This window comes from Mesorhizobium helmanticense (assembly GCF_003034915.1).
In the GTDB taxonomy this organism is placed as follows: Bacteria; Pseudomonadota; Alphaproteobacteria; order Rhizobiales; family Rhizobiaceae; genus Mesorhizobium; species Mesorhizobium helmanticense.
In genome coordinates, this window is sequence record NZ_PZJX01000039.1 from 47,236 (window position 1) to 63,405 (window position 16,170).

At 63.6% G+C, this 16,170-nt stretch carries 17 protein-coding genes; 10 read left to right on the forward strand and 7 right to left on the reverse strand.

Annotation, left to right across the window (positions count from 1 at the left end; genetic code table 11):
• Positions 1-80 precede the first annotated feature (80 nt).
• The 3 genes from C9427_RS20850 (at position 81) to C9427_RS20860 (ending at position 1,700) form a co-directional block, all read left to right on the forward strand.
• Positions 81-269 (forward strand): hypothetical protein, encoded by a 189-nt coding sequence (locus C9427_RS20850; RefSeq protein ID WP_107650991.1) that lies wholly within the window; start codon positions 81-83, stop codon positions 267-269.
• Between the two features lie 185 nt (positions 270-454).
• Positions 455-1,264 carry a class I SAM-dependent methyltransferase gene (locus C9427_RS20855; RefSeq protein WP_107651068.1) on the forward strand — a complete coding sequence of 270 codons (810 nt, stop codon included), beginning with the start codon at positions 455-457 and terminating at the stop codon, positions 1,262-1,264.
• A 130-nt stretch (positions 1,265-1,394) separates the two neighbouring features.
• Positions 1,395-1,700 carry a hypothetical protein gene (locus tag C9427_RS20860; protein WP_107650992.1) on the forward strand — a complete coding sequence of 102 codons (306 nt, stop codon included), beginning with the start codon at positions 1,395-1,397 and terminating at the stop codon, positions 1,698-1,700.
• A gap of 43 nt (positions 1,701-1,743) precedes the next feature.
• On the opposite strand, the gene C9427_RS20865 is transcribed toward C9427_RS20860, so the two are convergent.
• Positions 1,744-2,376, reverse strand: coding sequence for a Vgb family protein (locus C9427_RS20865; protein ID WP_107650993.1), 633 nt, complete (start codon positions 2,374-2,376; stop codon positions 1,744-1,746).
• A gap of 32 nt (positions 2,377-2,408) precedes the next feature.
• Positions 2,409-3,629, reverse strand: a complete 1,221-nt coding sequence (locus C9427_RS20870) for a helix-turn-helix domain-containing protein (protein WP_107650994.1) — start codon at positions 3,627-3,629, stop codon at positions 2,409-2,411.
• A 130-nt stretch (positions 3,630-3,759) separates the two neighbouring features.
• On the opposite strand from C9427_RS20870, the gene C9427_RS20875 reads away from it, so the two are divergent.
• A complete protein-coding gene (locus C9427_RS20875) occupies positions 3,760-4,509 on the forward strand; it encodes a DUF899 domain-containing protein (protein ID WP_107650995.1) in 750 nt (249 codons plus the stop codon).
• 99 nt (positions 4,510-4,608) lie between these two features.
• On the forward strand, positions 4,609-4,890 hold the full coding sequence (locus C9427_RS20880; RefSeq protein ID WP_107651069.1) for a hypothetical protein: 282 nt from the start codon (positions 4,609-4,611) through the stop codon (positions 4,888-4,890).
• Positions 4,891-4,986: 96 nt separating this feature from the next.
• Here the strand turns inward: C9427_RS20880 and C9427_RS20885 are convergent, their stop codons facing one another.
• On the reverse strand, positions 4,987-5,841 hold the full coding sequence (locus C9427_RS20885) for an aldo/keto reductase (RefSeq protein ID WP_107651070.1): 855 nt from the start codon (positions 5,839-5,841) through the stop codon (positions 4,987-4,989).
• A 218-nt stretch (positions 5,842-6,059) separates the two neighbouring features.
• On the opposite strand from C9427_RS20885, the gene C9427_RS20890 reads away from it, so the two are divergent.
• Positions 6,060-6,746, forward strand: a complete 687-nt coding sequence (locus C9427_RS20890; protein ID WP_245437121.1) for an ankyrin repeat domain-containing protein — start codon at positions 6,060-6,062, stop codon at positions 6,744-6,746.
• A 46-nt stretch (positions 6,747-6,792) separates the two neighbouring features.
• Here the strand turns inward: C9427_RS20890 and C9427_RS20895 are convergent, their stop codons facing one another.
• The 3 genes from C9427_RS20895 to C9427_RS20905 form a co-directional block, all read right to left on the reverse strand.
• A complete protein-coding gene (locus tag C9427_RS20895; RefSeq protein WP_167434420.1) occupies positions 6,793-7,029 on the reverse strand; it encodes a YgjV family protein in 237 nt (78 codons plus the stop codon).
• Between the two features lie 111 nt (positions 7,030-7,140).
• Positions 7,141-7,581: a carboxymuconolactone decarboxylase family protein gene (locus tag C9427_RS20900; protein WP_107650998.1), complete on the reverse strand. Its 441-nt coding sequence runs from the start codon at positions 7,579-7,581 to the stop codon at positions 7,141-7,143.
• 368 nt (positions 7,582-7,949) lie between these two features.
• Entirely contained in the window at positions 7,950-8,993 is a 1,044-nt protein-coding gene (locus tag C9427_RS20905; RefSeq protein WP_107650999.1) for a GlxA family transcriptional regulator, read from the reverse strand.
• A gap of 707 nt (positions 8,994-9,700) precedes the next feature.
• Here C9427_RS20905 and C9427_RS20915 point away from each other — a divergent pair.
• Positions 9,701-11,161, forward strand: a complete 1,461-nt coding sequence (locus C9427_RS20915; protein ID WP_107651000.1) for a coiled-coil domain-containing protein — start codon at positions 9,701-9,703, stop codon at positions 11,159-11,161.
• A gap of 118 nt (positions 11,162-11,279) precedes the next feature.
• Here the strand turns inward: C9427_RS20915 and C9427_RS20920 are convergent, their stop codons facing one another.
• A complete protein-coding gene (locus C9427_RS20920; protein ID WP_107651071.1) occupies positions 11,280-11,909 on the reverse strand; it encodes a TetR/AcrR family transcriptional regulator in 630 nt (209 codons plus the stop codon).
• Between the two features lie 293 nt (positions 11,910-12,202).
• Here C9427_RS20920 and C9427_RS20925 point away from each other — a divergent pair, with 293 nt between their 5' ends.
• The 3 genes from C9427_RS20925 to C9427_RS20935 are packed head-to-tail and all read left to right on the forward strand — an operon-like array spanning position 12,203 to position 15,956.
• Positions 12,203-12,688 (forward strand): (2Fe-2S)-binding protein, encoded by a 486-nt coding sequence (locus C9427_RS20925; RefSeq protein WP_107651001.1) that lies wholly within the window; start codon positions 12,203-12,205, stop codon positions 12,686-12,688.
• Positions 12,685-13,668, forward strand: a complete 984-nt coding sequence (locus C9427_RS20930) for an FAD binding domain-containing protein (RefSeq protein WP_107651002.1) — start codon at positions 12,685-12,687, stop codon at positions 13,666-13,668. The genes C9427_RS20925 and C9427_RS20930 overlap by 4 nt, the downstream gene beginning before the upstream one ends.
• A complete protein-coding gene (locus tag C9427_RS20935; RefSeq protein WP_107651003.1) occupies positions 13,665-15,956 on the forward strand; it encodes a xanthine dehydrogenase family protein molybdopterin-binding subunit in 2,292 nt (763 codons plus the stop codon). Before C9427_RS20930 ends, C9427_RS20935 begins: the two co-directional genes overlap by 4 nt.
• Positions 15,957-16,170 lie beyond the last annotated feature (214 nt).

Consider the following 16,170-nt stretch of genomic DNA (forward strand, 5'->3'; position numbering starts at 1 on the left):
TCAAGTCCGGCTGTGGATATTCGCTTTCGGGTAAGTCGAGCCCGCCATCCTTGCCGGACGGTGGGCAATAAGGAGAAGCCATGAAAAGCGACTTTGCCGCCGCGCACCTACATCTTGAACGAGCCTGTCATTACCTGCGCGGCGACGACGAGACGAGCAGCGAGGTTCGTGCTGCTTTGGATCTTCTGATCGAGGCAATTGTCGCGGCCCAGTACACGCGGCCGGCCGCCGACGTGGTCGAGTTTCCCAGATCGGTAGGGCTGCGATAGGCCGCGATCGGCCGCTGCGCCGGCACGAAGCCAGCCGATCAGTCATACGCTTCAGTTCGTCGTGCCCCCACTGACATCGAACGCCACCCGGCTCCTGTTTTCCTGGCTCTCTGGTCCAGGGAGGCAGGGGAGCGTATCCTTGCCGCAATCCAATGGTTTGAGATTGTCTCGGGGAGGAGATGGCGATGGCTGAGGCAGCGCGTCACGACGCCTGGCAGGCGGGGGACAGCTACGACCTCTATATGGGGCGGTGGAGCCGTCAGATCGCTCCCCTGTTCCTGGATTGGCTCGATCCGGCGGAGGGGCTGGACTGGCTGGAGGTGGGTTGCGGGACCGGAGCGCTTTCAGCAGCCATACTGGCGCGTTGCAACCCCAGGAGCCTGGTGTCGCTGGACCCATCGGAGGGCTTTCTCGCCAAGGCGCGTAAAAACGTGGCGGATGGACGTGTCGCATTTCTCGCAGGCGATGCGCAGGACCTGTTCATCGAATCCGACAGCAAGGATATGGTCGTCTCTGCGCTCGTGCTCAACTTCCTCCCGGAGAAGGAGAGGGCGCTCGCCCAAATGCGGCGGGTCGCCCGCAACGGAGCGACGGTGGGATTTTATGTATGGGATTATCCCGGCGGCGGCGTGGAGTTCATGCGCGCCTTCTGGACTGCGGCAAAGGCGCTTGACCCCGCTGCTGCCGATCTCACCGAGGACCGGCGCTTTCCATTCTGCACGCCCGACGGGTTGACCGATCTCGCAGGCAAGGCCGGCCTCGTTGCCGTCGACTGCACCAAGATCGAGATGCCGGCCGTGTTCAGGGATTTCGAGGACTATTGGCACCCCTTCACCCTGGGTGCGGGGCCGGCACCCGGCTACTGCATGAGCCTCGCGCCGGAAGCGCGCCAGAGATTGATGGAAAGCCTCCGCGACAGCTTGCCGCGCGGCAAGGACGGATCCATTCCCATGAAGACGAGAGCCTGGGCAGTCAGAGGCAAAGTTGCCCGCTGACCGCGAGACCCCATCGCGCTGGGCACTCCCTGCAACGATATCGCGCTTCCTTGCAAAGTTCGGGTTGACCGCTCCGGGGCGCAAAGCGACACTCCACCTTGATGGACGCGCAGGACGCAGGAGAGATGCAATGGACGAGCCCGATCGTTGGCGTCACATGGCGAGCGCGCCAAGGGATGGCAGCCGGATCCTGGTCACGGTCAGACCGTCTGAACAGGGGCCGGCGGAAGTCGACCTGGCTTACTGGTCGCGGGCCGACCAGTTCGGCGCCGAGGGCTGGCGCGCCTCCGACTCCTCGCCGGGACGCGTGGTCGAATATGCCGAGCCGGAGCTGAAATGCTGGATGCCGCTGCCGTCAGCCAATCTGAGCAGGGGGTCGATGCCTTCACCCTGGGAAGGCGAGGACGTGCCACTGCTCGATGGCTCCGGGATTTGAGGCGAACGGGCAAGATGGAGCGATAGGAGAGAGCCGCCGCGGCTCACTTGGGTCGACGCACCGCTCTCACCATGCCGCCGGGTCCGCCGCCGCAGAAGAAACAATCGCCGCCATCGGATTCGAGCCCGGACACGCCTTTGCCGGCCGGCATGTCCAGCCGCTGCAGAACCTCGCCGGTCCGCGGGTCGACCTGCCGCACATCGCTCTGGTCGCCTTCCCAGGTGCCATGCCACAACTCGCCGTCAACCCATGTCACCCCGGTAACGAAGCGGTTGGATTCTATGGTGCGAAGGATCGCCCCTGTCTCGGGGTCGATCTGGTGGATCTTGCGGTCGCGGTTCTGCCCGACCCAGAGCGTGCCCTCGGCCCAGGTCAGCCCTGAATCGCCGCCGCCGCCAGGCGCCGGGATGGTGGCCAGCACCTGGCCGGTGTCGGGGTCGATCTTCTGGATACGGTCCTTGGCGAGCTGGAACAGGTGCCGGCCGTCATAGGCGGTGCCGGCGTGTGCCGCGACATCGATCGAGCGCAGTGTCTCACCGCTCGCCGGGTCGAAGGCGGTCAGTCTGTCGCCCGAGGCAAACCAGACCTTGTTTCCGTCAAAGCTCACCCCATGCACGCTCTCCACCCCCGGAAAGGGCCCGTATTCGCGCAGGATTTCGGCCGCTGCATGTTTCATGTTACTATCCTCATCATGGTCCTCACGCCTTATTAGCCATTCGGCAGCGGCGCCGGGAGTAACAAGGTGGTCGTGAATCCGGCCACTGGCGGCGTCATCCAGCGGCGCGCCCGCCCGTGCCCGAACGACTGCACCTTGCCGGCCTCGGCGAGTTGCTCAAGCGCGCGCTGCACGCTGCGCTGGCCGGCGCCAAGCGCCAGCGCCAGCGCCGAGCTTGCCCAGGATTCACCATCGGCAAGGAAGGCAAGCACCGTCGCGTGCCGCTCTTCAATCGGCCGCGCCAACACCACCACCTCGCCGGCATGGCGCGGCGCCAGCGCAAAGCCCCGGCTCGTCGCGCCGATGTCGGCCAGCGTCCGCAGTTCGGCGCGCAGCCGGCCGATTTCGACCCGCAGCCGCGCGCGATGCGATTCATCGGCGTGCTTGCCGCCGAAGGCCCGCGCGATAAGCGTCGCCCTCGACACATCTCCAGGCCAGGCCTCGGCCAGCGCGCGGGCCAGCGCAAACAGCACCGGGCGCGTTGCCAGCGAGACCGTGGTTTTCTGCCGGCGCGCGACATAACGGAAGGTATCGACGACCAGCGCCGGCGACGCCTGCAACGTCTCGACTTCCTCAAGCAGCAGCGGGCGCTCCTCACCCCGTGCGATGAGCCGCGCCGCCGGCGTCTCCAGCGCCAGGAATGCGCTGTCGACCTCCGCCATAAGGCCCGGGATGCCGGCCTGGCGCGCGGCATGGCGTGCCCACTCCAGCGCCGTGCGGGCTTTTCTCGTCTTGAGACGCCGCATCGCGATGCCGGCGACAGCCAGTTCGTGCGCGGCCCTGGAGGCCGGTGGAAGCGGCCCCGGATCGAGCCCTGCCAGCACATGCTCGGCCTCGTCGAGCCGGCCGATCAGCAGCAGGCGCCGCACTTCGAGGTGTCCGGCATGCGCGGCGTTCAGCCGGTCGCCATGCTTTTCCAGCGTTGCCCGCGCAGTGTCGAGCGCCTTGGCCGGCCAGCCGAGGTCACGCGAGACCAGCGCGATCTCGGCCTCTGCGACGATGCATCTGGCGCGCGCCACCGCTTCCTTCGGGCCGAAGGCGCGCACGGCTCGCCGCAACAGCAGCTTGGCGCGATCGAGGTCGCCGAGCTGGGCCATGGCGATGCCGCGCAAGGCGAGGGCCGGGGCATCCTCGCGCAAGGCGACGCGGTCGAGCGCGCCGAGCGGATCACCCGCCGCCAGCGCCAGTGCCGCGGCCGTGATCAGCGAGTCCATTCAGTCACATCAAATCCCGTCACACTTGTAACTCCCACCTTTCAGCGCAAGGGGCCTACTCTATCTCACGAACCGCAAGCAACAACACGTCGCGCCGGTGGCACGACACAGGCTGGCAAAGGAGAAGACCATGACCAAGCACACCGCAATGAAGACACCACCTGTCGTTTCGCAACAAGCGTGGGAGGCCGCGCGCGAAGAGCTGCTGGTGAAGGAAAAGGCCGCGCTGCGCGCCAAGGACGCGCTTGCCGCCGAGCGTCGGCGCATGCCGTGGATGGCGGTGGAAAAGGCCTATACGTTCGAGGGGCCTGACGGGAAGGCGAGCTTGCTCGACCTGTTCGAGGGCCGCCGCCAGCTTATCGTCTACCGCGCCTTCTTCGAGCCGGGCGTGCATGGCTGGCCCGATCATGCTTGCCGCGGCTGTTCGCTGGGAGCCGATCAGGTCGGCAATCTCGCCCATCTGAACGCCCGCGACACCACGCTCGTCTACGCCTCGCGCGCGCCGCAGGCCGACATTGCGCGGCTGAAGAAGCGGATGGGCTGGGAGATGCCCTGGTACACCATCACCGACAGCTTCGATGCCGACTTCGGTGTCGATGAGTGGCACGGCCACAACGTGTTCATCCGTGACGGCGACCGCATCTTCCGCACCTATTTCATCAACAGCCGCGGCGACGAGGCGATGGGCACCGTCTGGAGCTATCTCGACGCGACGCCGCTCGGCCGCCAGGAGGTCTGGGAGGACTCGCCCGAAGGCTACCCCCAGACCCCGACCTACAAATGGTGGAACTGGCACGACAATTACGACGCCGCGCCCGACAAGAAATGGGCCGAGGTGTCGGATGCCGGCGAGGCGGCGTTCCGAGACAAGGACGGCTAAGGCGATGGATTTGGCGGGAGCGCCCGGCGCCGTTCACGCGTGGCGCCGGAGCTCCGCTCCCATTGGCTCGCGCCAGCGCTCTATTGCAGGAGACAGATCATGAGCACGATCCATACAGATGCCGGCAGCGCGCTCCCCGGTGAAAACGCAAACGCGGCTGGCGCGGCAGCCCCTGGCATTGCCGATTGGCTGTGCCTTGCCGCGGCACCGACCTTCGCCCTGATGGCGCTGCTCACCATTTTCAGCGGCGATGCGGCGATGCTATGCATGGGCGCGCCAGAAGCTTCGCCACTCACCAGCATGGCGGCGATGTATCTTTTGATGAGCGCCTTCCATCTGGCGCCATGGCTGAGGGTGATTTCCGGCCGACACGCCCGGTAGGGGCCATCCAATCCCTTGTCCATCCGAGGGCGACGCTGCCAATCTCCCATATGAGGTAGATCAGCAGCGTCGCCGTCGGCTCTTCGGGCTTGACTTTCAGAACAAAAATGCCGCCGTGGCGGGGTTCGGGCCGTTGCGGCCGTCGGGCGAATCCATGCCGCGGATGGCCTCGAGGTCGTTCGGTCCCAGCTCGAAATCGAAGACGTCGAAATTGGCGGCGATCCGCTCCTGATGGATAGACTTCGGAATGACGATCAGCCCTTCCTGAAGATGCCACCGGATGATGATCTGGGCCACCGACTTGCCGTGCTTCCTGGCGATGCCGGAAAGGGTCGGGTCGTTTAACAGCCGGCCGCTGCCCAGCGGGCTCCAGCTCTCGATGCGGATGTCGTGCCGAGAGTGGTACTCCCTGACGTCGCGCTGCTGAAAGCGGGGATGCAGTTCGATCTGGTTGACCGTGGGTGTCACACCGGTCTCGCCGATGATCCGCTCCAGATGGTCCTGGTTGAAATTCGAGACGCCGATCGACTTGATGCGGCCGGCTCGCCTGAGGTCGATCAGTGTCTTCCATGCCTCGACATATTTATCCTGGCTGGGCACCGGCCAGTGGATCAGGAACAGATCGATCCGGTCTATGCCGAGCTTGCTCATCGTCTCGTCGAAAGCCCGCAGGGCGGCGTCACGCTGATGCGCGCCATTGCGCAGTTTCGAGGTGATGAACAGCTCGCGTCTCGGCACGCCGGCCGCGCGGATTGCCTGTCCGACCCCTTCCTCGTTCTGATAGCCCTCGGCGGTATCGATCAATCTGTAGCCGGCCTCGATCCCCCAGCCCACGACTTGCGCCGTGACGGCTGGATCGACCTGCCACACGCCAAGGCCGATCTGGGGAATGACGGACCCATCGTTCAAGGCAATCTGTTCGGGTCTGTTCAAGGTATTCTGTTCAGGCATGTTCAGGTCCTTCTCCATCGTTCCGCCCGGCGCACGCTCTATCTAGTCTCAATGCCCGCCAAGGCGAGTCGCTATCAGGCAAATGTGAGGACAAAGAGGTACGGGGCTGATCCACCTAAGCTTCTGGTAGCGAGAAGCAGGAGGCATTGCTGCACGTGGCTTGCTCGATGAGTTTTCCAGGGAAAATGTGATTTTCCAGGGAAAGCCGGATCCGGAGGATGTCGGCCAAAGATGTGATATTCTGTGGGTGTGTTCTGGAGGAGACTGCATTGATAACAAGTTTGGAGGCCGAAGGCGCCAGGGGTTGGTCGAACCTGCTGGTCGCGGCGGAAAAAGGCGATGCGCAGGCCGTCCGATCGGAACTGGCGGCCGGCGCCGATATCAACGAAATGGACGAAGGCGGCTGGTCGGCGCTTCATCTTGCCGCCCTCAATGCCCGCATCGCGGTGGTCGAAACGTTGATCGAACACCCGGCAATCGATGTGAACTCCAGGAACAAATGGAAGAGCACGCCTTTGAGCCTGGCTTCGGCCGGGGGCCATTACGCCCCTGTTTCGGCCCTCGTAAAACATCCCAAAATAGAGATCAATGCGCGTGCCGACTACTATGGCAGAACGGCGCTGATTGAAGCAGCAAAGAACGGGCATCTGGATGTCGTCAAATTGCTTCTGGAGAATGGTGCCGACGTAAACCTGCCGGACAAGACAGGACGAAACAACGCGCTCATCGAAGCCATCAAGGGCCGGCACTACGAGATCGCGGAATATTTGCTGGAATCGGGGAAAGTGAACTTTCTCAACAAGGAGATGAGGCTGAACGCCCTGATCTGGGCGGGCAGCAGCCGTAACCGTCACCTCATCGAAAAGCTGGAAGCCGCGATCCATAGTTTCTTCGAGGGCAAGTAAGCTCGCTTCCCACTACAGCCAACCGCCGGCGCCAAGCGACCAGCAATCATTTTCGCGCAATCGGCGTCGACCGGCTTTTGAGGAGGCGAAAGATCTGGAGCATGTTCAGACTGATGAAGAACATGTTCCAGGCGACCACGTTAAGCATTGGCTCTGGCTGGCTATAGAAATATGTTGCCAGGCAGCAGGCTGCCACGATCGTCAGGAGACGCAGACGCAGCATATCCATGGTAAAATACGCGATCACATACAGAATGTTCGCAAAGTTGACCAAAAGTTCCATGTTCATGTCCTTCCGGCGACGCCTTTGCCGGTGTTGGCGGGCCCGTTGCTTTCCGGGGCGCTACCCAGGGCGGCAAGCCGCCGCCCTGGGTAGAACAGTTGAGACCTGCTCTTACTCGCCGCCGAAATCGGCCTTGAAGGTTTCGAAATCCACCTGGAGACCGTTCAACACCGTGCTCCAGTGGCGCACATACGCCGCCTGCACGACGGCTTCGGCGACTTCCTCGTCCGTCGCGCCTGCTTTCTTGGCGAGGCTGGTTTCGAGCCAGATGCAGTACTGACAGGGGATCTGCGCCGCGACCGCGAGGTTGATCAGCGACTTGACTTTCGGATCGAGCTTGTTGCTCGGGTCCGCTGCAAGGCCCTTGCTCATGGCCCAGGCACCGGCGACGGCGCTCTTAGGATACGCCTTCACGTAGCCCGGCACGAAGCCGTAGGCAGCCTGGACGTCCCTATAAGTCTGTTCGGGCGTCGGCATCTGCTGGGCTTTGGCCGGCGCTGCGAAGGCGAGAGAGGCAACAGCGAACGCTGCAGCGATGTAGGTCAGTTTCATGATCGTTTCCTTTCAGGTTCACCCCCCTCTTGAAGGCAGGCGAACGGGTTCGGGCGAACCTGATGGTTCGGCCGGTTTGTCAAATTCCGAAGCTTTTCAGTGGCTTCGAGCGAAGTCTGACGACGAGATCGGGCACGTCCTTTTTCGAGGACGGCTGCGGGCCAGCATCGACAGATTGGTCGTCTCCAGATGGTTGCCGACGTGCCCTCCACTTGGTGTCGTTGAGCGGCGAGCCGGGTTCCACTTGGGTGGCTGGTGTCTATGCGGGAGGAGCTTGAGGGAACAGGTCAGCTTTGGAAATAAACGGTCCGAAACGGACAGGTTGGCGCGCAAGCCAATGTCAAGCTGCAAGCGGCGTGTACAATCTTCTATCCAGCGGCAGCCTGGAAGAACGCGGCCGGAGGCGGAAGCATGCGGCGGCGGTATGCGGCCGGTGAAAGACCGACAAGTTTCCTGAACAGGCGACGGAAACTCGACGCCTCGACATAGCCGACCTCGCCCGCTATGTCGTCCGGCGGCATGTCGGTGGTTTCGAGCAGATGCTTGGCTTCCTCGATGCGCAGCGTCTGGACATATTCAATGGGGGACTGGCCGGTGGCAGCGCGAAAGCGACGCAGGAAGCTGCGCTCGGTAAGCCCGCTCTGCTCAACCATCGCCGCGACCGGGGTCGCGCTTGCATAGTTGTCACCTGCCCACAACTGCGCGGCGCCGACCAGCGGGTCCTTGTGCTGGCGCGTGACGGTGAGCGAGGCGAAGGGGAGCTGCCCGTCTGCATGCCACTGCAGCAGGAAGAACTTTGCGATGCGACGCGCCTCCTCCAGGCTGTGGACCCGCGCGATAAGATAAAGCAGCAGATCGTGCCAGGACGTCGTGCTGCCGGCCGTGATGACACGGTGGCCTTCGCCAGCCGGCACCAGCACGCGCTCCTTGCGCAGCTTGATCCGCGGAAACCGGCTGCGAAAATCGTTCTCCCACGCCCAATGGGTGGTCGCATCTTCTCCGTCCAGCAGGCCGGTCATCGCAAGCAGGGTCGAACCCGTACAGACGGAGCACACAATGGCGCCTTCGGCGTGGGCTCCGCAGATCCAGTCGGCGATAGCGGAATAGGTGTTGGGCACTGGATCGCCCGGCATCACCGCCAGATCCGGTATGATCACGATGTCGGGCGACGGATGATCGGCGAAACGGCCGTCCGGGTGGATCGTCGCACCGTTGAATGTACGCAATGGCTGGCCATCCATGGAGAGAACAACCGGCTTGAAAACGGGGGCAGGGTGCTGCCGGTGCAAAAGCTGCCATGCAAGCCCTACCGAGGACATGACTTCGTAGATGCCGTAGACAACCGAGGCGGCAGCCTCCGGCGTTGCGACAATCGCAATCGCCAGGGGATCGTCAGGCTTGCGTTGCTTCATGTCCGTTTTGCACCGTTTCGCGTCAAATGAAAGCTAGCATTTTACGACGAGTGCGAACAGCGCAGGCCGCACGGTAATCAGAATTGCCCTGGGATTCTCGGCCCTTTGGGCAAGATAGAACGAAACAACGCGCTCATCGAGGCCATCAAGGGCGGCACTATGAGATCGCTGAATATTTGCTGGAATCCGGGAAAGTGAATTTCTCAACAAGGAGATGCGGCTGAACGCCCTGATCTGGGCTGGCAGCAGTCGTAACCGTCATCTCACGAGAAGCTGGAAGCCGCGATCCATCATTTCTTCGAGGGCAAATAGCTGTTGCCGAAGCAAGACCTGGCCCGATGATTGCCACTTGCCGGCTTCGGCGTCTCCAACCCGTGAGGAGAATGTCGCCCTCTCTCGGCTAGAAGCCACGCGGCCCTACGCGAGGAAGTTGTACTGGAGGCATAATGATTAGCCGGCTTTATAATAAGTGCCCAGCATTCTTACGTTTTTCAATTCGGCTTCCATCGGCGAGGTGATGGTCGTATCGCGGTTTGTGTCATTCGAACAGACGAGGACAGTAGCCAAGCCTGTCCCTAGCGTTAACTTGGCCCTATGCGCTCACAATCGGGAGAGAGGTTGAGTTTGTATCCGGCCTGTATGGGAGGCGAGGATCAAACCCTGAAAGCTCCCTTCCTGATGGCGTTGTACGAGAAGGGAGTCCGGTTATGAAGTTCAAAGCTCTGATCAAGCGTGCCGAGGTTGTGGATGGAGCATTCGAGCAGCTCGAATCCGATCTGGCGAATGCGTTCGATGAATGTATCGACTTGGACGATGAGTGGCCGCCGGAGGACGCGGTCGGTATCTCGGACGAGAATCTCGCGGCCAGGAATGACAACGCGCTGCTTGAGTACAATCCGCTGTCTGAGGACAATGCATTGCCAGAGGACAATTCGGGCGAAACCGCGCGGCGGCTGACTTCCCACGCCCAGACGCGACTGGCTGCATTGAATGCCGTCGACGAGCTCTTCCACGATGCGCAGGACTATATGGGGGAGATCAATGCGAAGCTGTCGGAGATCGCGACCTCACATCATTTGACAGGCGAATATTTGAAGCTTCTTCACGGCGACATTCTTCGCGCCAACGAATTGGAACTGACAAATGCCAGCCTGACCACGCAGCAAAGAGCGCTGTCGGACCAGCTTCACGATGCGACCAAAAAGCAGCGCGAGCGCGATAGCGCCATCGAGGCCCTGCAGCAGCGCGAGACAAGCCTGATCGAGGACAAGGAGGCGCTTCGCGGTGCGCTGGCCGCGGCCAGGCTGGAACTGGTCGTGGCAGCCAATGCGAGCGCGAAACGCGAGGCGGAGTTCGGCGATCTCGTCAAAACGATTTCGGCCAAGACGGTCGAGGTCGACAGACGCTCGCGCGAGAACGAGATGCTGCGGGAAAAGCATGTCAGCCTGTCGATCGACCTCGACAAGGCGCTGAAGCGGGAAGCCGAGGCGCGGCACAGGCTGGATGAACTGTCGACTATCCACGCCAATGACGCGGCGCGGCTTGCCGACCTGCTGGCTGCGCTCGGCAAAAGCGAAAAAGAGGAAATGCGGCTGCAGAAATCACTCGATGTCGCGCAAGCCAAACTATCGGAAATGACCGAAACGGCGCGTATCAGGGAAGGCGACAAGGAAGCCGAACTGCAACGCAGCCTGGCCGAGATGAGCGGCCTGCGGTCTGAAATCCAGGGCCTGCAATCGCGATTGCAGCTTGCCTCGCACGAGAACAGCGAAGCCGCCGGCGAGATCGCCAGTCTCAAGGCTCAATGGAGCGATGCCGTTGCCGAAAAGCAGATCGCGGAGCAGAAATTGTCCGCGCTCATCAAGGAGAATGAGCACGACAAGATGAGCCTTTCGACGGTGAGCGCTAACCTTTCGCAGCTTTCCCTGCAGCAGGCTTCCGAACAGATTCAGCACGATGTCCAGAGGCAGGAATGCGAGGATCTGCGCGCCGAAGTGGCGGCGCTCAACGCCCGGGTCAAGGAGCTGTTGCCCTATGAGCGGCTCCACAAGGTGACAAACGCCAGGTCGCGCGAAGACACCGTGGTCGAGATCGCCGGCGTGGTGGCGGAGAAGGCCCGCGCCACCAGCAGGCGGCGCGTCCGTCCGAGCCTGCGCGCCGCGTCATAGGCACGGCGTGGGTGCCTGCATTTCGGCTTTGTGCCTGCTTACGGAGCAGACCAAAGGCGGCTGAAGCGCGCCGGAGCATCCGGCGCCAAAGAGCAGGGGCGGTGCGTTGCCCGCCCCTTCATCCATCCTTGGCCGGCTTCCCAGCCCCGAACCTCAAGCCATCCATCAGCAGCTTGACCAGCCGGCGGGAGCGGTCGCGCCAGTCCTTGGTGTCGGGCGCCGAATAGATGCCGCCCAGCGCGTGCAGGACATCGGAGGCGTCGACATCGCCGCGGATAGAGCCGTTGGCCACCGCCGCCTCGACCAGCCGTCGCAGCGCCTGCGTCACCCGGCCCGAAATATCCGAAAACAGCGTCGAGTTGGTGGACATCAGGATGCGAAGGCTCGTCGTCAGGCCGCGCTTGGTGGCGATGTAGTCGACGAAGCGCTGCATCCATTGTTCCAGCGCGACATCAGGCGCCTCGGTGCGGGATAGCTCTTCGGCCGCCTGGCATAACCCTTCCACCTCGCGGCGATAAACCACCTCGACCAGATGCTCGCGCGTCGGAAAATGCCGGTAGAGCGTGCCGATGCCGACGCCGGCCTGGCGGGCAATCTCCTCCAGCGAGGCATCGACGCCATGCGCGGCAAACGCGGCCGCCGCGATCTCGATCAGCCTGTCGCGGTTGCGCTGCGCATCGGCGCGCAGCTTTTTTGTCGCTGCGGCGTCGGGGTTGTCTTCAATTGTCACGGGCGGCTGCGAAGCCAATTTTTTCTCCACTGTCGAATATGGGGCTTGAACCCATGCGGGTCAGCCCCCACGTAATAAACGGAGGCGCCTCCGTTTTAGTGGAGCACCCTTATCATATAATCAGGGGACCCGGTATGTCACGTCCTTCGAACCTTCAGGCCACGATCTTCTCTTTCCGCTGGAGATTGGCGAAGGCGGCGGAGCCGCCAATCTCCCTGTGAACTCCAACCTAGCCATCTGGTGACCTTGTCGCCTCCCGGCCAGGCACCAAATCGTCCCCTCAGCGTCAAGCAAATGGAGCCAGACGCCCCATGACAAGCAAAACCCGAATCCCCATCCAACTTCAAATCAACGGACATCGCCACGAATTGGAAGTCGAGCCGCGCGTTACGCTGCTCGATGCCTTGCGAGATCATCTCGACCTGACTGGAACCAAGAAGGGCTGCGACCAGGGTCAGTGCGGCGCCTGCACCGTGCATGTCGACGGTGAGCGCGTGCTCGCCTGCCTGACGCTTGCCGTCCAGGCCGAGGGCAGGGCGGTCACCACCATCGAAGGGCTGGCCGAGGCAGATGGCACGCTGCACGCGGTGCAGGCGGCCTTCCTCGAACAGGACGCCTTCCAGTGCGGCTATTGCACGCCCGGACAGATCATGTCGGCTGTCGCCTGCATCCGCGAAGGCCATGCCGGGTCGGATGACGAGATCCGCGAATACATGGCCGGCAATCTGTGCCGTTGCGGCGCCTATCCGCACATCGTCGCCGCCGTGCGCCAGGCGGCATTGGAGGTCGCGTCATGAGGGATTTTTCCTATCTGCGCGCCAGTTCGGTCGACGCTGCACGCCAGGCCTCGGCGCTGCCGGGCGCCATGCTGCTTGCCGGTGGCACCACGCTCATCGATCTCGCCAAATGCGGTGTCGCCGAGCCTGATACGCTGGTCGATATCACCCATCTTAAGGGGCTTGATGCAATCACGGTCGATGACCGCGGCGCCACCATCGGCGCGCTGGCGAAGATGAGCGGCATCGCCGACCACGCCGATATCAAGAGCCGGTATCCCGCCGTCTCGGAAGCGCTGTGGCAGGCAGCCTCGGCACAGATCCGCAACATGGCGACCATCGGCGGCAATCTGATGCAGCGCACGCGCTGCCCCTATTTCCGCGATGGCGAAAACTTCCCCGCCTGCAACAAGCGCAGGCCCGGCAGCGGCTGTTCGGCGATCGGCGGGGTGACGCGCGGCCATGCCGTGCTCGGCACCAGCGAAGCCTGCATCGCCACCTATCCCGGTGATCTCGCCGTTGCACTGGTAGCCTTCGATGCAATGGTGCATCTCGGTGACCGCCAGGTCGCGGTCGACGACTTCTTCCTGCTGCCGGGTGCTGCGCCGGAGCGTGAACATGCGATCCAGCCGGGCGAGGTGATTACTGCGATCAGCATTCCCGGCTCCACCGCTGCCAGACGCTCGACCTATCTCAAGGTCCGCGACCGGCAATCCTATGAATTTGCCGCCGCAAGCGCTGCTGTCGGTATCGAATTCGAGGCGGACGGCCGCACGATCCGTGATCTGCGCGTGGCGCTTGGCGGCGTCGCCACCAAACCGTGGCGGGCGCGCGGTGTGGAAGCGGCGCTGAAGGGCAAGGTGCTGGACGCGGATGCCGTCAAGCGCGCCAGCCTGCTCGCCGTCGAAGGCGCCGTCGACCATGGCGCCAACCATTACAAGATCGAATTGGCGCCGCGTGTCGTCGCCCGCGCCATCCTCAAATTGGGAGAAACGGCATGACCGTTCACATGAAAAGACATGGTGACGCTTCCGACGGCACGGAGGCCGTCGGCGGCCGGCTGTCGCGCGTCGACGGCCCGGCCAAGATCACGGGTGCGGCCAAATACGCGGTCGAGCAACGGCTCGACGGTCTCGCCTATGCCGTGCTGGTCGAAAGCACGATTGCCGCCGGCAAGGTGCGTTCGATCGACACGGACGCTGCGCAAGCCGCGCCCGGCGTGCTCAAAGTGCTGACGCGGGACAATATCCCGCCGCTGAAAACCGCCTCGGACTGGTTGGGCACGCCGCCGCCGGACGCGCCCTACTGCCCGCTGGCGCACGACATCACCTTCAGCGGCCAGCATGTCGCGGCGGTGGTGGCCGAGACTTTCGAGCAGGCCGTCGCGGCGGCCGCACTCGTCAAGGTCAGCTATGACGAGACGCCGGCCATCGTCGACCTCAGCGATGCCAAGGCCGGCGACGGCATCCCGATCGACGCGATGACCAAGGAATGGGGCGACGCGGCGACGGCCTTCGCCGCCGCCCCGGTCAGGATCTGCGCCGCCTACAACACGCCGCGCGAATACCAGGCGCCGATGGAGCCGCACGGGCTGATCGCGCGCTGGGAAGGTGACCAACTGACTGTGTGGGAGCCGAGCCAGTGGCTCGACGGCATGGCGCGCACCTATGCCGAATGGTTCGGCGTGCCGTTCGAGAATGTGCGGCTGGTGTCGCCCTATATTGGCGGCGGCTTCGGCTCCAAGGCGCTGGCGCTCGGCCATGGCGCGGTGGCGGCGATTGCCGCAAGGATGCTGGAACGGCCGGTGAGACTGGTGATGACACGGCCGCAGACCTTCACCGGCTATGGTGGCCGGGCGGCGACGCGGCAGACGGTGACGATCGGCGCCGACGCCGATGGAATAATCCAGTCGATCGTGCATCGCGGCGTCAATGAAACATCCATCGACGGCATGTGGGTCGAGCCGCTGGGCTCGACCACCTCGATCATGTATCAGACGCCCAATTTCTCCTCACGGCAGAATGTCGTGCGGGTGAATTCGGTGGTGCCCGGCGCGATGCGCGCACCAGGCGAGAATCCGAGCGCCTTCGGCATCGAGAGCGCCATCGACGAGCTCGCCTACGAGGTCGGCATCGATCCGCTGGAGATCCGGCTGCGGAACTATGCCGAGCAGGATCCGCACGCCAAGAAGGCGTGGTCGACGCGGCAGTTGCGCGAGGCCTATGCTGCCGGCGCCGAACGCTTCGGCTGGTCGAAGCGAAGCCCGGAGCCGCGCTCGATGCGCGACGGCAACCAGCTGATCGGCTGGGGTGTGGCCGCTGGCACCTATCCGGTGCGGCGCGCCTATGGCGAGGCCATGGTGCGCATCCTCGCCGACGGCTCGGTCGAGGTCGAAAGCTCGTCGATCGATATGGGGCAGGGCACCTACACGATCCTGGCGCAGACCGCCGCCGAAACGCTCGGCGTGCCGGCAGACAACGTCGTGGTCAAGCTCGGCGATTCCCGGTTTGCCCGCGCGGGCGTCACCGGCGGCTCGCGGCTGGCCGGCGTGATGACCGGGGCGGTGCACAAGGCGGCGAGTGCGGCGCTCGACGAACTGGTGGGGCTCGCGATCTCGGATCAGCGCTCGCCGTTCCATGCGCTGCAGGCCAACACGCTGGTCGTTGCCAATGGCCGCATCACCTCGCCGCGCGGCGAAGGCCCTGAGGTCTCGATCGCCGAGCTGCTGGCCAGCGTCGGGCGCGACCGGATCGAAGCCAAGGGCGACACCATGCCGGCCAATTCGACGGCCGAGGAGCGCTACAAGAACTACACCACCATCGCCATGGCGCTTCCCCACACCGAGGGCGACTATTCGCGCTACAGCTGGTGCGCGCATTTCATCGAAGTGCGGGTCGACGAGGATTTCGGCACGGTCAGGGTGTCGCGCGTGGTGTCGGCGCTGGATTCGGGCCGGCTCTACAATCCCAAGCTCGCCGAAAGCCAGTGGAAGGGCGGCATCATCATGGGCATCGGCCAGGCGCTGCTGGAGGAAGGCATCGTCGACCGCCGCCATGGCCGCATCGTCAACAACAACCTGGCTGATTATCTCGTGCCGACCAATGCCGACATTCCCGACATCGAGGTGATCTCGGTCGGCATTCCCGACCCGCATTCCTCCGCGCTTGGCGGCAAGGGAGTTGGGGAACTCGCCATCGTCGGCGTGGCGCCGGCGATCGCCAACGCCGTCTTCCATGCCACCGGCAAGCGGATCAGGGACCTGCCGATCACGCTGGAGAAGCTGATTTAGAACTGGCGCGCGGAGCTGCCGATCCCTCGTCGCGGAGATCGGCAGTTTCATTCGGGGCAACGATCATGCCCGGCGCCGTCCTCAGCTCACCACTTTGCGGGGTGGAACGGTGAGGCCAGTGCCTGCAAACGGCGCCACCGGTGCTTGAGTTTGTGAGCCCCGCATTTGGCGCGGCCGGTTGGCAGGAAACGGGTGGTTCGCGCGTACTGTTTCA